This window comes from Parerythrobacter aestuarii (genome assembly GCF_030140925.1).
Classification (GTDB): Bacteria; Pseudomonadota; Alphaproteobacteria; order Sphingomonadales; family Sphingomonadaceae; genus Parerythrobacter; species Parerythrobacter aestuarii.
The window spans coordinates 2,050,340-2,063,993 of sequence record NZ_JARBWD010000001.1; the positions used below are offsets into that span (position 1 = coordinate 2,050,340).

Here is a 13,654-nt window from a genome sequence, read left to right on the forward strand (position 1 = left end):
CGCGCGCCGCCAAGTGCGTGTGGAGAGGGAAGACAGCCATGTTCGATACCGCAGACGATCGCTACAGCATTGCAGCGCAGGAAGACCGCTGCGCCCCGCGCACCAAACTCTCGATTCCCGCGCAGATGCGTGCATCGGGCGGTCGCCGGTTCCAGACAGTGGTCCACGACCTCTCGATCTCGGGTTTCAGTGCCGCGGCGATCAACCGGATGCACGAGGGACAAGTCGTGTGGCTCACGCTGCCCGGTCTCGAATCGCAGATGGCGCACGTCGTCTGGTGGGACAATTGCATCGTTGGTTGCGCCTTTGCCGACCTTCTCAGTCCAATCGTCCACGACAACATTCTCGCCCGCTATTCCGGAAACTCGGGGATGTTCCGCCCGCTGATCTGATCCGGCAGCGGCAAGTTACTCCGCAGCCACGGCTTCCTTGTCAGCCATGATCGGCGGACCTCGTTTGTCGACGGCAGACTGCACCGCACGATAAAACTCTTCACGCTGTGGGCCTACACCCTCAGGGTCTGTGGCAGTGGGCCAGTTCGAATTCGATGCGATCACCAGCTTGCGGGCCGGATCTATGAAGATGCCCTGCCCGAAGATGCCCTGCGCCGCGAAAGTGCCATCGTCATTGGTCCACCACTGGTAGCCATAACCACGCCCCGGCGCGCCGATATCGGCCTGCTTGGTGGTCGCAGCGGCAAACCAGTCAGACGGGACCACCTGTTTGCCGCCAGCGACACCGCCGCCCATCACGAACAGCCCGAAGCGGGCCATGTCTCGAGTCGCGGCCTGGATGCAGCAGCCGGCGATCTCGTGCCCGGTCGAACCCAGCAGCCAGGTCGCGTCCTGCTCCATCCCGAACGGCTGCCAAACCTTCTCTGACAAGTACTCAGCCAGCTTCTTGCCTGTGGCTTCGCTCACCAGCACGCCTATGAGGTTGGTCTCGCCGGTCTTGTAGACCCACTTATCGCCTGCCGGTGCCTCGCGCGGGAGCCCCCGCATATAGCTGACGGTAACATCGAGTCCGTCCTCGGCCTTGTGTTCGTTGAACAGGGCCACATCGGAGTTGGGATCGGTGTAATCCTCGTTCCACTTCACCCCCGAAGTCATGGTCAGCAGTTCCCTGACTGAGACATCGTCATAGGCGGAACCCTTCAGCCCTTCGATATACTTGGTCACCGGGTCGTCCACGCTCTCGATCGCGCCGTCCTGGATTGCCGCGCCGACCATGGTTGAAGTCAGGCTCTTGGCGACGGAGAAACTGGTCCACTTGCCCTGCGGCCCGAAGTCGAGTCCGTAGCGCTCCAGCACCACCTTGCCGTCGAGCACAATGACGAGCGCGGAGGTCCGCTGGGTCTTGAAATAGCCATCGAGGTCGTAGTCCAGCTGCAGCGGCAGGCCTTCCGGCAGGGGATAGGGATTATCGCCCGCTTTGATCGTGCGGGTCTCCGCCAGCACCGGCAGCGCGTCCATCGACCGGAAAGCGGCATCACGCTGCTCGACCGACCAGAACAGCACGTTGCGATCGGTCGGCAGGTTGGAGAGCAGCATGCGCTGCTCCTTGTCGAGTGAGTAATATCCGACCACGAACATAACGCCGAGCACTGCGAGCGCCGCCAGGATCCATTTCTTCATCGCTTCTCTCCCAACCCGTATTCTGTCTTATCTCTTGACCAGCGTCACCTGGTGGACATCGATGAAACCGCTGCGGAAGCCGCCTTCGCAATATTGCAGGTAAAAACGCCATAGCTGCCGGAACCGCTCGTCGAAGCCTTCCGGCAGGGTACCCTGCTCTACCGCCAGATCGAAATTGCTTCGCCACGCTCTGAGCGTCTGGGCGTAATCCTGCCCAAAATCGACTCTGTTCTGCCAAGTGAGCCCACGAGCTTCAGCCAGCTCGCGGAATTCGCTGGTGCGGATCAACAGGCCCCCGGGGAAGATGTAGGCCTGGATGAAATCTGCACTGTCGGCATAGGCTTCAAAGCTGTCTTCCGCCATCGAGATATACTGGATCGCGGCTTTGCCACCCGGCCTCAAATTGCGCGCGACGCAATCCATGAAGGTCGGCCAGTATTCGCGGCCCAGCGCCTCGACCATCTCGACGCTGGCGATGGCATCGTATTGACCATTTGTATCGCGATAATCCTGCTTGAGGAAGCGGGTCGCGTCGCCCGCGCCCCTCCTTGCCCACGCGAGCTGTTCGTCCGAGAGGCTGATGGCATCGACCTGCGCCCCGCGCGCGGCCGCGGCCTTGGCCAGCGTGCCCCAGCCACAGCCGATTTCCAGCATGGATTTGCCCGGCTCGAGATCGATCCGGTCGAGCACTGCGGAGACTTTCGCCCGCTGCGCGTCGTCGAGCGAGGCCCCCGGCGCGAACAGCGCGCTGGAATAGGTCATCGTTTCGCCAAGCCAGGCAGCGTAGAAATCGTTGCCTATGTCATAATGCGCCTGGATGTTACGGGCCGAACCTTCGCGGGTGTTGCGGTTGAGCCGGTGCGCCTGCCGCAGCGCCCGCTGCCACAGACCGCGGGCCCGGCCGGTGTCCCCGAGAGACGCCGCGTTGTCGCCAAAAACGGCAAACACCGGCACGAGGTCCGGACTGTCCCACTCGCCGGCTTCCCATGCCTGGTACCAGCCGATCGAGCCGCTGGTGGCGAGCCGCAGCAGTGCGCGCCAGCTGTGGAGGTTCACAACCGCGTCAAAGCCGGGATTGCGCCCACCCAGCACGCGGGTGGTCCCATCGGGCAAGTGGCCGGTGATCGAGCCTTTATCCAGCCCCCTGTCGATCTGGTCGAGGACCTTGCCGAAACCGGGCGCGAGCAAGCGTGCAAAGAGGCCCGGCGGGCGCTCGAAACGCGCCGCCCCGGCTAGCAAATCCCTACCTCGCTGCATCCTTCCAACTGACATGGATGTAGATATGCCGCGCGCCGCTTACGCGGGCAAGCGCGCTCCTGGATTTTCAGTCGCCTTTCATCGCCTTGTACGCAGCAAGGGCGCGCTCGCGGCCTTGCTTGTGGCCGATGATCTTTTCCGGATAGCGCCCGCGCCGCCCCTCGGCAGGATCATGTACCTCGCTGTCGGGCAAGTGCTTCAATTCGGGGACGTATTCGCGGATATAGCCCGCCGCATCGAATTTCTCGCTCTGCGTCAGCGGGGCCATGATGCGCACGAACATGTTGCTGTCGACCCCGGTGCCTGCGACCCATTGCCAGTTGGCACCGTTGGACCCGTAATCGGCATCAACCAGCGTATCCCAGAACCACTGCTCGCCCACGCGCCAGTCGATCAGCAGATGCTTGATGAGGAAGCTCGCTGCGATCATGCGCACGCGGTTGTGCATCCAGCCGGTCTGCCACAGCTGGCGCATGCCGGCATCGACGATGGGGTAGCCGGTGCGGCCTTGCTGCCAGGCCTTGAGGTCGGCGGCGGCCTCGCCGGTGTGATCGCGCCATTCGAGCTTGTCGAATTCTTCGCGATAGCTTTGCGTGGCATAGGCCGGGAACTGGCAGATGACGTTCTGGGCGTAGTCGCGCCAGATCAGTTCCTTCTCGTAGGTCTTCCAACCATCACCGCGCCGCCCCTTGAGCGCGTGCCAGACCTGCACCGCTGAAATCTCGCCGAAATGCAGGTGCGGCGAAAGCTGGCTGGTCTTGTCGACCGAAGGCAAGTTCCGCGCCTCGTCATAGTCGGCGACATGATCCGCCCACCACTCCAGCCGCTCGTGCGCTGCGGCTTCGCCGACAGTCCAGAAATCACGCAAACCGCCGGCCCAATCGGGCCTGCTGGGGAGCAGGTCCCAGTCCTCCAGCGCATCGCTCGCGGGCCAGCTGTCGGGCGATGACAGCGTCTCCGGCTCGGGCAGCGCATCGCGCGGCGGGAGCTGTTCCAGCGTCGCTTTCGAGAACGGAGTGTAAATCTTGTAGGGGCTGCCCGACCCCGTCGTCACCGCGCCGGGCGGGAGCAGGTAGTTGGCATCGTAAAGCTGCAGGTCGAGCCTGTCCTTGAGCTCCGACTGCGCCTTGCGCCACCACGGTTCGTAGTGGCGGTTGGCGTGGATCGTCCCGGCACCGATTTCCTCTGCGACCTTGCACAGCTCCTCCACCTCATCGCCGCGCCGCAGGATGATCTTCGCGTGGCGCTTCGCAAAGCTGGCGGAAAGGCTCTCCAGCGAATGATGCAACCACCAGCGCGATGCCCCACCATAGGCGTGGGACTTGGCCCGCTCGTCATCGAGCACATAGACTGCCACCACCGGCCCGGCCTGCGCCGCGTGATACAGCGCCGGATTGTCCGCCATGCGCAAGTCGCGCCGCAGCCATACGATCTGGGGAGAACTCAAACCCACCTCCGTTCGCCCTGAGCCTGTCGAAGGGCCGCCCTTGCTTCTGCCCGTTGCTCTCGAAAGAAGAACAGGGCTTCGACAAGCTCAGCCCGAACGGTGTTGGTAGGGAAGCGCGCTACTTGGCGGGAAGTTCCTCACACTCCACATCCGGTAGCGCGACAGTGAAACGATCCCGTGCCAGCGGATCGTAGAACCGCGCATCACGGAGCAACACCGAACCGTCTTCGGCTCGTTCGGCAAAAGGTGCGCGAGACCAGAAGAGGAAGGCGTCGAGTTCTCTTGTTACGCTTGCCCCGTCGAGAGCCCTATCAAGATCGCAGAATTGGTCGGCAAGATCGGAGATCCCCACACCTGTATGAGTGTCCGCTTCTCCGTCAAACTGGCCCCAATAGCCCTTCTCTCCCACAAGGAGCTCCCGCTCCCAAAATACGACCGGTAGTGGGCTGGCTATAACCGTTTCAGGCTCGAGCCCTAGCCCCAACATTTCACTTTCGACGTTCTGCGCAGCGGAGGTGGAAATCACTCCGTTCAACCCAATATACGCCAGCGAAACTGCCCCCGCCCACCGCGCGGGCTTCATCCACTCCCCGCCCCGCTTCTCGCGCCGCAGCGAGAGCCACAGGCCTACGCCCATGATCGCCCACAGCCACACATCGATGATGAACAGCGTGTCGCCATAGAACCACTGGCTCGAGAACGGCTCCAGCAGGCGAATGCCGTAGACATTGAGCCAGTCGAGCGCCGGGTGGGTCAGGCAGGCGATGAAGCTGAGCAGGAACAGCCATTTGAAGCTGACCGGCAGCCGTCCTTCGGGACGCTTGCCCCGGCTCGCCTGCCAGCGGTCAAAGCCCCACAACAGCCCCGCCAGTATCAGCGGCAACAGCACCAGTGCCGGCGGCCCATGCGTAATCCCGCGCCGGAAGCCGAGATGCTCGGCGCCCTCCAGCCAGAAGAAGCACGCCGCATCGACATCGGGCAGGTTCGCCCCGATGATCAACGCAGGCATCGCGAGCCCGGTCTTTGTCTTGAGCCCCGCCTGCCCCAGCAATGCGCCGACGAGGCTATGGGTCAGGTTGTCCATGGCGTGGGACTACGCCGGGTGCCCTTCTGGCCCGTCCACAGTCCAGGTCTGGCCCGAACCCAGCAGCTTCGCCAAATTCGCCTGCTTGCCTGCAGTCGCTTTCTCGCGTTCTTCGGCGACTGCGGCCTCGTAGGACGGGCGCGGGTCGTCGTAGATCACGCCGAGCGCCATCGGGAACGGGCCGAACGGCATTTCGACCAGCAAGTGCGCCACCACGCGGTTGGTTTGGTCATGCACCAGCACGCCGGCGGCCTGCCAGTCGTCACCTTCGACATCGACCACTGTCAGCGCCAGCCCTTCGCGGTCGAGCGCGATGCCCTTGACCCCGCCGGTCTTCTCACTGCCGAACAGCATGGGTTCGCCGTGTTTGAGCCACAGCTGGCGATCCTCCGCTCCCTTGGGTGCGGCGAAATCGTTGAACACATCCTTGTTGTAGACAATGCAGTTCTGGAAGATTTCGATGAAGGCCGCGCCCTGGTGCGCGTGCGCCGCCATCAGCACATCGGGCAGGTTCTTCGAAACGTCGAAGCCGCGTCCGACAAAGCGCGCGCCCGCTCCCAGCGCAAAGCTGGCCGGGTTAGCGGGGCGATCGACGGAACCGACCGGGGTCGAGGGGCTGCGTGTCCCGATCCGGCTGGTGGGCGAGAACTGGCCCTTGGTCAGGCCGTATATCTCGTTGTTGAACAGCATGATCTGCATGTTCACATTGCGCCGCAGCACATGCAGCATGTGGTTGCCGCCGATGGAGAGGCCATCGCCGTCACCCGTCACCAGCCACACGTCGAGATCGGGATTGGCCAGCTTGGCCCCCGTCGCCACCGCCGGGGCGCGGCCGTGGATGGTGTGGAAGCCATAGGTCTCCATGTAATAGGGAAAGCGACTGGAGCAGCCGATCCCGCTGATGAAAACGGTGTTCGTCGGATCGCATCCCAGCTGCGGCAGCGTGCGCTGCACCGCCTTGAGAATGGCATAGTCCCCGCAGCCCGGGCACCAGCGGACCTCCTGGTCGGTTTCCCAGTCCTTGAGGGTGGTTTCGATTTTAGCTGGTGCGTTCATTGGGCTTGCCTTCTTGATAGGCTATGATTGTGTGGACAAAATATTGAGCGATGGTGGCAGCACCGAGGTACACGATGACCTGACTTGAACTGGCTCCAAACCACAGGATCGGCACGAGTAACACTGCGATTGCCATTCCTCCAAGTACCAGCTGGCCGGCAGTGTTAAGTTCTCCAGGAATCCAAGCCTTGAACAGCAATTCGGTACCCAGTTTGATCGGTGCCATCAGCACGCCAAAAACCGCTGCGAGCAACAGCGATTCAAGGCGCGCAGCGATTGCCAGGGCACCAAGTGCCAATACGAAGTAGAAGGCCAAGGCATATTTCCATGCCATGGTTATGCCAACGCCTCCTCGATCGCCGCTTCCAGCTCGTGGATATAGAACGGCAGCCCGTTGGTCTTGTTGAGCGGCTGGGCGTCGATCAGGAACTGGTCGCGCAGCACGGTCTTGAACTGGCCGGTGTTCATTTCCGGCACCAACACCTTGTCGAAGCTCCTGAGCAGCTCTCCGGTGTTCTTCGGCATCGGCCAGACATGGCGGAAATGGACATGGGCGACGTCGTGGCCCTTCTCGCGCGCCTGCGTCACCGCGCGGTGGATCGGGCCGTAGGTCGAACCCCAGCCGACTACGGCGAGTTTGGCACCCGCTTCGCCCAGGCAGCAACCTTGCGCGGGCACGTCATTGGCAATCCCGTCAACCTTGGCCTTGCGGGCGTCGGTCATCGCCTGGTGGTTCTCCGGCGAATAGTCGATATTGCCGGTTTCCTGATGCTTCTCGATCCCGCCGATGCGGTGCATGAGGTCGGGCGTGCCGGGCTTGATCCACGGTCGCGCGCCCTTGGCATCGCGCTTGTAGGGCAGTAGGGTGTCGCCATCATTCTTCTCGGTCAGGAAGGTCGCCGGGAACGGCTCGAAGCTGGCCGGATCGGGCACCTTCCACGGCTCGGCGGCGTTCGCGATATAGCCGTCGGTCAGCAGCATCACCGGTGTCATATATTGCACCGCGATCCGCACCGCCTCGATCGCGCATTCGAACGCGTCTGCCGGGCTGCTGGCAGCAATCACCGGCATCGGCGCATCGCCATTGCGGCCATAGATCGCCTGGTACAGGTCGCTCTGCTCGGTCTTCGTAGGCAAGCCAGTTGACGGCCCGCCGCGCTGCGAATTGACGATCACCAGCGGCAGCTCGGTCATGATCGCAAGCCCCATCGCCTCACCCTTCAAGGCAATACCGGGGCCGGATGACGAGGTAACGCCAAGGCTACCCGCCCAGCTCGCCCCGATGGCGGCGCAGATCGCGGCAATCTCGTCTTCCGCCTGGAAAGTGGTGACGTCGTACTCCTTGAGCCTTGCCAGATGGTGCAGGATCGCTGAAGCAGGCGTAATCGGATAGCCGCCAAAGAACATCGGCAACTCGGCCAGCTGCGCCCCGGCGACCAAGCCGAGGCTGACCGATTCTGCCCCGGTTATGGTGCGCCACAGGCCTGCTTCGCTCTTGGTCGGCGAAACATGCACCTGGCTGAGCGGGCCGGAGAGCTCCGCTGTTTCGCCATAGGCATGACCCGCATCGAGCGCGGCAATATTTGCGTTGGCGATATCGGGCTTCGACTTGAACTTGGCCTTCAGCCAGTCATGGATCGGATCGCGCGGACGGTCGAACATCCACAGCGCGAGGCCAAGCGTCCACATGTTCTTCGAACGCAGCGCGTCCTTGTTGCCAAGGCCGAAATCCTTGACCGCTTCGATGGTGAGCGCGCTGATATCGAAAGCCAGCACTTTGTACTTGGCAAGGCTGCCATCTTCGAGTGGGTTGGTCTCGTACTTGGCTTTGTCGAGGTTACGCTTAGAAAACTCGCCAGTGTCGGCAATGATCAAGCCACCGGGCTTGAGCGCCGGGAGGTTTACCTTGAGCGCCGCCGGGTTCATCGCCACCAACACATCGGGCGCATCGCCGGCGGTGGAAATCTCGCGGCTACCGAAATTGATCTGGAACGCCGATACGCCGAACAAAGTGCCTTGCGGGGCCCGAATTTCCGCCGGAAAATCCGGGAAAGTCGCAAGGTCATTGCCCGCCAAAGCGGTCGAGAGCGTAAACTGCCCGCCTGTAAGCTGCATGCCATCGCCGCTGTCGCCGGCAAACCGAACAACAACTGCTTCTGGATTTTCGGAAAGGTCGGGGCTGAGGGCCGCCTGCGTCGCCATACAATTTCCTCTCACGCGTGTCCGCCGCGCTGAAAAGCCTTCGGGGCTGGCCACCTAGGTGCGCCTAACGAACCGGGCAATCAAGTTTTTCTGTCCGGATTACTACCAGCAAAGTGGACAGGATTGCCATCCGCGCTATCTCTCTTGTCCCAAAGGGAGAGACGATTGTGAGCGAATCCGGACCATATGTGCGTGACGATGTGAAGGCCTTGCTGGCGTTGCTGGAAGCCGCCGGTGCGCCGCCAATCAACGAAGTCACCACTGAAGAAGCCCGCGCCGCCTACCAGGCTCTGCACGATATGGCCGATGCGCCTGCACGCGAATTGGCGGTGATCAGGAACCTCGCCTGCCCGGGCCCGGCGGGCGACATCCCGTTGCGGCTCTATGACGCGCGGGAAAGCCGCGAACCCGGGCCGGTGATCTGTTTTTACCACGGCGGCGGCTTCGTGATCGGCGATCTCGACACCCACCACAATCTCTGCACAGAGATTGCGTACCAGATGGATTTGCCAGTTGTAGCTGTCGATTATCGCTGCGCGCCCGAAGCACCCTTCCCCGCAGCAATCGAGGATTGCGTGGCTGCGACTCGCTGGATCGCCGGTTCGCCAGCCGAGCTCGGTCGGAACGTTACCGGACTTGTCCCTATCGGCGACAGCGCGGGCGGCAATGCTACAATCGTCGTAACGCAGGCGCTGATGCGCGAGGCAGCAGCGGTGCCGGTGCTGCTGCAAGTGCCGATTTTCCCGCTCGCCAGCGACTGGCAAGGATCGGCAAGCACCGAGCAATTCGCCGAAGGCTTCGTGCTGACCAAGGCGGCGATGGAATTCTTCGAAGCTGCCTACCAACCGGACAAGACTGACTGGCGCGCGATGCCGATCCTCGGTGATCACGCGGGCACACCTCCTGCTGTCCTCGTGACTGCGAGCCTAGACCCGATCCGCGATTCGGGTCGTGACTATGGTGCTGCATTGAGCGGGGCCGGCATCGACCATGTCTTCATCGAAGTACACGGCGGCACCCATAGCTTCACCAATTTGCGGCAGGCGGTCCCGAGCTATCAGAAGGACCTGGAGAACGTCTTCGCGGCGATGAAGATGATGCTTGCGAGGCAGGGATGACGGATCTTCCCTATCGCCCCTGTGTCGGGGTGATGCTGGTGAACATGGACGGCAAGGTCTTCGTTGGCCAGCGGATCGACAATCCGGAAAGCGACGCCTGGCAGATGCCGCAGGGTGGGATCGACAAGGGCGAAGAACCCGAGTCCGCCGCCTTGCGCGAATTGCAGGAAGAGACCGGCCTCAGCCCTGAACACGTCACCATCATCCAGCGGATGGAGGAACCGGTTCGCTATGACTTGCCTCCTGAACTTCTCGGCAGAATCTGGGGCGGGAAGTATCGTGGGCAGGAACAGGTCTGGTACCTCGCGCGGTTCACGGCCGGCGACGACGCCATCGATATTGCTGCCGACGACCACCAGGAATTCTCAGTCTGGAAATGGGCCGACCCGGAGGACCTGCCTGATATGATCGTGCCGTTCAAACGGCAGGTCTACCGCAAGGTGCTGGAGGCATTCCGGGAATTGGTCTGAAGGGGGCCGAATCCCCTAGTTCTGCGTGACCACTGCCTCGGGCATCACCGCTTCGGCGCGCAGCACGCGCGGTTGTGGGCCGCGGGCGATGGCGGTGGCGAGTTGCTGGGTCTCAGGGCAATTTTCGCCGCACAGGGCCCGCAGACGGGACAGGTTGAGGCGCGCCTTCTCGACCGCTCCTTTCTCCACCAGTGCCGCCCCTTCTCCCGACATTGCAGCAAAATTGTCGGGATCGCGTTTCAAGGTTTCACGATAATAGCGGATGGCCTTGCCCTGCATTCCTTCTCGGCGCGATGCCTCGGCGAGATCGAGGAAGATCGGCGTATAGGCCGGGTCGACCGCCAGCGCAGCTTCGAAAGCGTCGATGGCCCTTTGTGGTTGCCCGGCAGCAAGCGCGGCGCGCCCCTCGGCAATCAGCTGTGCCGCGCGCGGATCGGGAGTCGTGTCCCCGGCATGGCCCACGCTGGCCTGTACGGCGAGAAACAGCGAAAGTGCGGCAGCAACCGGAGCGAAACGCATAATCAGGTCCTTCCAGCGGAGACTAGCAGGTGACGAAGCATCAACCATACCGCGCAGCGCTAGCATGGCAATGTCGCGCGAGCGATGAAAAACCCGTCCGTGCCGTCATGGAACGGGGTCAACCGCAAACCCTTACCGCGTGAACGGCCGAGTGGGATCTGCGGAACATCGGCTTGCCACCCGGGGTGGCGGGCAAGGAAGGCATTGAAGCGATCCGCCCCTTCGGCATCGAGCAGTGAGCAAGTGACAAACACCAGCCGTCCGCCCGGTTTCACCAGCTGCGCGGCGATATCGAGGATATGGTCCTGAGTCGCGGCAAAACGCTGGAGCCGCTCAGGCGTGAGCCGCCACTTGGCCTCGGGCTTACGCCGCCAAGTGCCGGTGCCGGAGCACGGAGCGTCGACGAGGACGCAATCGGCGGCGCCATGGTGTTGGGCGAGCGCTCCCAGTTCCTGCCCGGGATTGAGCAGCACGGCTTCGATCATGCCTGCCCCGGCTCGCTCAGCGCGCGGAGCCAGCCGCGATAACCGTCCGCGATCCGTGTCGCTGGCGACCAGAACGCCACGGTTTTCCATCGCCGCGGCCAGCGCAAGGGTCTTGCCCCCTGCCCCGGCGCACAGGTCGATCACGGTTTCGCCTGGCTGCGCCTCAGCCACAAGGCAGGCAGCTTGCGAGCCGAGGTCCTGCACTTCAATCTGGCCGTCGCGGTAAGCTGGCCATTGTTCGACTTGAGTTCCCGATGCAAAACGCAAGGCCTGTGGCAGCGCCAGCTCTTCGCCGTGCTCAGGCAGTTCAATCCCGTTCCGATCAGCCTTGATCGTATTGACCCGCACATCCAATGGTGCGCGATCCATCGTGGCGGAAATCTCCGCGTCTTCCAGTCCGGAAGCGGTCAATGCGCGCTGGAGCCAACCTGGAACCGCACCAGCTTCCGCAGCCACTTCATTCTCGCCAATCAGCGCCGGGCCATAGTTTGAGCCATCGAAGCAATCGCGGACCGCCGGATCGCTCGCGGCTACCCGCAGCATGGCGGCACGACCATTAGCCGGAACCTCCCCGCACAGGCGCACCGCGCCATACACCAGCTCACGTACCGCGCGGCGGTCCTTGCTTCCGGCATAGCGATTGCTGCGGGCCCAGTCGGCGATGATGCGATCGGCCGGCGCGCCTTCACTGCGCGCGGCTTCAATCACGCGGTCGAGGATCTCGATTGCGGCCTGCACCCGCGCGGCGGGGGTCATATCGGCTGTGATCCCTCGCGAAGGCGGGGGTCTCGGGCAGCTATGTTCAACCAGGCGGCCTGAGGTCCCCGCCTTCGCGGGGACTCACAAGATGGCATATTCGATGTCATCTTGTTGGATAGTTCGGTGCCTCGCGGGTGATCGAGACATCATGGACATGGCTCTCGGTCAGCCCGGCGTTGGTGATGCGCACGAACTGCGCGCGGGTGCGCAGATCCTCGATGGACTTGCTACCGGTATAGCCCATCGCCGCCTTGATCCCGCCGACGAGCTGGTGGACGACATCCTTGGCCGGACCCTTGTAGGGTACCTGGCCTTCGATCCCTTCCGGCACCAGCTTGAGCGCGGAGACGTCCTGCTGGAAATAGCGGTCAGCCGAGCCACGCGCCATTGCGCCGACGCTGCCCATGCCGCGATAGCTCTTGTAGCTGCGGCCCTGGTAGATGAAGGTTTCGCCCGGCGCTTCTTCGGTCCCCGCCAGCATAGAGCCGATCATCACGGTCGAAGCCCCGGCGGCAAGCGCCTTGGCCGCATCGCCGCTGGTTCGCAGGCCGCCGTCGCCGATGATCGGGACATTGGACTTCGCCGCTTCCTCAGCGCTTTCCATGATCGCGGTCAGCTGCGGTACGCCGACGCCCGCGACAACGCGGGTGGTGCAGATCGAGCCCGGCCCGATGCCGACCTTCACCGCATCTGCCCCGGCATCGATCAGCGCGCGGGTGGCTTCCGCCGTGGCGACATTGCCGGCCACGATCTGGACCGAATTGCTGAGCGTCTTGGCCCGCTCGACCGCGCGCGCCACATCCTTGTTGTGGCCATGCGCAGTGTCGATGATGATCACGTCGACTTCGGCATCGATCAGCGCCGCTGTGCGCTCGAAGCCCTTGTCGCCAACGGTCGTCGCCGCGGCCACGCGCAGGCGCCCGCCGATATCCTTGGTGGCATCGGGATAATTCACGGCCTTTTCGATATCCTTGACGGTGATCAGGCCGACGCACTTGCCATCGTCATCCACCACCAGCAGCTTCTCGATCCGGCGCTGGTGCAGCAAGCGGCGTGCCTCCTCCTGGCTGGTACCAAGCGGGACAGTGGCGAGGTTGTCCGTCGTCATCAGCTCGCGCACCGGCTGGCCGGGATTCTCGGCAAAACGCACGTCGCGGTTGGTCAGGATGCCAACCAGCCTGCCTGAGCCATCGGTTACCGGGATACCGCTGATGCGGTTCTGTTCCATGATCGCCTGCGCATCACCAAGGGACGCATCCGGCGTGATGGTGATCGGGTTCACAACCATGCCGCTTTCAAAGCGCTTGACCGCGCGCACGGCTGCACATTGCTCGGCAATTTCGAGGTTACGGTGAAGTACGCCAATGCCGCCCATCTGCGCCATGGCGATAGCCATGTCGGCTTCGGTCACAGTGTCCATGGCGGCAGAAATCACCGGGATGTTGAGCGCGATCTCGCGCGTCAGGCGGGTGCTGGTGTCTGCCATGGAGGGAAGCACTTCGCTTTCCGCCGGGCGCAGCAGCACGTCGTCGAAGGTCAGGCCGAGGGGAATGTCTTTGATGGGCACGAGGCAGCTTTCCGGGTCAGGAGGAGGGAATCGTGCGCCGCCCTGTAACCTGATGC

Annotated in this window: 13 protein-coding genes; 3 read left to right on the top strand and 10 right to left on the bottom strand. The window is 63.0% G+C overall.

Going from position 1 to position 13,654, the window contains the following annotated elements; translation table 11 throughout:
- Positions 1 to 38: 38 nt before the first annotated feature.
- Positions 39 to 392, top strand: coding sequence for a PilZ domain-containing protein (locus QPW08_RS10020; RefSeq protein ID WP_284125671.1), 354 nt, complete (start codon positions 39 to 41; stop codon positions 390 to 392).
- A gap of 15 nt (positions 393 to 407) precedes the next feature.
- Here the strand turns inward: QPW08_RS10020 and QPW08_RS10025 are convergent, their stop codons facing one another.
- The 7 genes from QPW08_RS10025 to QPW08_RS10055 form a co-directional block, all read right to left on the bottom strand.
- On the bottom strand, positions 408 to 1,634 hold the full coding sequence (locus tag QPW08_RS10025; RefSeq protein WP_284125672.1) for a serine hydrolase domain-containing protein: 1,227 nt from the start codon (positions 1,632 to 1,634) through the stop codon (positions 408 to 410).
- A gap of 27 nt (positions 1,635 to 1,661) precedes the next feature.
- Positions 1,662 to 2,906, bottom strand: a complete 1,245-nt coding sequence (locus tag QPW08_RS10030; protein WP_284125673.1) for an SAM-dependent methyltransferase — start codon at positions 2,904 to 2,906, stop codon at positions 1,662 to 1,664.
- A gap of 52 nt (positions 2,907 to 2,958) precedes the next feature.
- Positions 2,959 to 4,338: a cryptochrome/photolyase family protein gene (locus tag QPW08_RS10035; RefSeq protein ID WP_284125674.1), complete on the bottom strand. Its 1,380-nt coding sequence runs from the start codon at positions 4,336 to 4,338 to the stop codon at positions 2,959 to 2,961.
- A 118-nt stretch (positions 4,339 to 4,456) separates the two neighbouring features.
- Entirely contained in the window at positions 4,457 to 5,422 is a 966-nt protein-coding gene (locus QPW08_RS10040; RefSeq protein ID WP_284125675.1) for a metal-dependent hydrolase, read from the bottom strand.
- Between the two features lie 9 nt (positions 5,423 to 5,431).
- Positions 5,432 to 6,478: a 2-oxoacid:ferredoxin oxidoreductase subunit beta gene (locus tag QPW08_RS10045; protein ID WP_284125676.1), complete on the bottom strand. Its 1,047-nt coding sequence runs from the start codon at positions 6,476 to 6,478 to the stop codon at positions 5,432 to 5,434.
- Positions 6,462 to 6,812 carry a hypothetical protein gene (locus tag QPW08_RS10050; RefSeq protein WP_284125677.1) on the bottom strand — a complete coding sequence of 117 codons (351 nt, stop codon included), beginning with the start codon at positions 6,810 to 6,812 and terminating at the stop codon, positions 6,462 to 6,464. The genes QPW08_RS10045 and QPW08_RS10050 overlap by 17 nt, the downstream gene beginning before the upstream one ends.
- A gap of 2 nt (positions 6,813 to 6,814) precedes the next feature.
- A complete protein-coding gene (locus QPW08_RS10055) occupies positions 6,815 to 8,680 on the bottom strand; it encodes a 2-oxoacid:acceptor oxidoreductase subunit alpha (protein WP_284125678.1) in 1,866 nt (621 codons plus the stop codon).
- 167 nt (positions 8,681 to 8,847) lie between these two features.
- On the opposite strand from QPW08_RS10055, the gene QPW08_RS10060 reads away from it, so the two are divergent.
- Both QPW08_RS10060 and QPW08_RS10065 read left to right on the top strand, forming a co-directional pair.
- On the top strand, positions 8,848 to 9,798 hold the full coding sequence (locus QPW08_RS10060; protein ID WP_284125679.1) for an alpha/beta hydrolase: 951 nt from the start codon (positions 8,848 to 8,850) through the stop codon (positions 9,796 to 9,798).
- Complete coding sequence (locus tag QPW08_RS10065; RefSeq protein ID WP_284125680.1) at positions 9,795 to 10,268, top strand: RNA pyrophosphohydrolase; 474 nt, start codon at positions 9,795 to 9,797, stop codon at positions 10,266 to 10,268. Before QPW08_RS10060 ends, QPW08_RS10065 begins: the two co-directional genes overlap by 4 nt.
- Before the next feature lie 15 nt (positions 10,269 to 10,283).
- Here the strand turns inward: QPW08_RS10065 and QPW08_RS10070 are convergent, their stop codons facing one another.
- The 3 genes from QPW08_RS10070 to guaB all read right to left on the bottom strand — a co-directional run bounded on the left by QPW08_RS10070 (position 10,284) and on the right by guaB (position 13,598).
- Positions 10,284 to 10,787 carry a tetratricopeptide repeat protein gene (locus QPW08_RS10070; RefSeq protein ID WP_284125681.1) on the bottom strand — a complete coding sequence of 168 codons (504 nt, stop codon included), beginning with the start codon at positions 10,785 to 10,787 and terminating at the stop codon, positions 10,284 to 10,286.
- Positions 10,788 to 10,846: 59 nt separating this feature from the next.
- The gene (locus QPW08_RS10075) at positions 10,847 to 12,028 is read right to left on the bottom strand and encodes an RsmB/NOP family class I SAM-dependent RNA methyltransferase (RefSeq protein ID WP_284125682.1); all 1,182 of its coding nucleotides are present in this window, start codon (positions 12,026 to 12,028) and stop codon (positions 10,847 to 10,849) included.
- A gap of 106 nt (positions 12,029 to 12,134) precedes the next feature.
- On the bottom strand, positions 12,135 to 13,598 hold the full coding sequence (guaB, locus tag QPW08_RS10080; RefSeq protein WP_284125683.1) for an IMP dehydrogenase: 1,464 nt from the start codon (positions 13,596 to 13,598) through the stop codon (positions 12,135 to 12,137).
- Positions 13,599 to 13,654: the final 56 nt, after the last annotated feature.

Excerpts from the sequence above, each read along its gene's own strand:
- QPW08_RS10050 (WP_284125677.1), bottom strand. The coding sequence starts at position 6,812 with ATGGCATGGAAATATGCCTTGGCCTTCTACTTCGTATTGGCACTTGGT.
- QPW08_RS10030 (WP_284125673.1), bottom strand. The coding sequence starts at position 2,906 with ATGTCAGTTGGAAGGATGCAGCGAGGTAGGGATTTGCTAGCCGGGGCG.
- QPW08_RS10075 (WP_284125682.1), bottom strand. The coding sequence starts at position 12,028 with ATGACCCCCGCCGCGCGGGTGCAGGCCGCAATCGAGATCCTCGACCGC.
- QPW08_RS10070 (WP_284125681.1), bottom strand. The coding sequence starts at position 10,787 with ATGCGTTTCGCTCCGGTTGCTGCCGCACTTTCGCTGTTTCTCGCCGTA.
- QPW08_RS10040 (WP_284125675.1), bottom strand. The coding sequence starts at position 5,422 with ATGGACAACCTGACCCATAGCCTCGTCGGCGCATTGCTGGGGCAGGCG.
- QPW08_RS10045 (WP_284125676.1), bottom strand. The coding sequence starts at position 6,478 with ATGAACGCACCAGCTAAAATCGAAACCACCCTCAAGGACTGGGAAACC.
- QPW08_RS10055 (WP_284125678.1), bottom strand. The coding sequence starts at position 8,680 with ATGGCGACGCAGGCGGCCCTCAGCCCCGACCTTTCCGAAAATCCAGAA.
- QPW08_RS10020 (WP_284125671.1), top strand. The coding sequence starts at position 39 with ATGTTCGATACCGCAGACGATCGCTACAGCATTGCAGCGCAGGAAGAC.
- QPW08_RS10025 (WP_284125672.1), bottom strand. The coding sequence starts at position 1,634 with ATGAAGAAATGGATCCTGGCGGCGCTCGCAGTGCTCGGCGTTATGTTC.
- QPW08_RS10065 (WP_284125680.1), top strand. The coding sequence starts at position 9,795 with ATGACGGATCTTCCCTATCGCCCCTGTGTCGGGGTGATGCTGGTGAAC.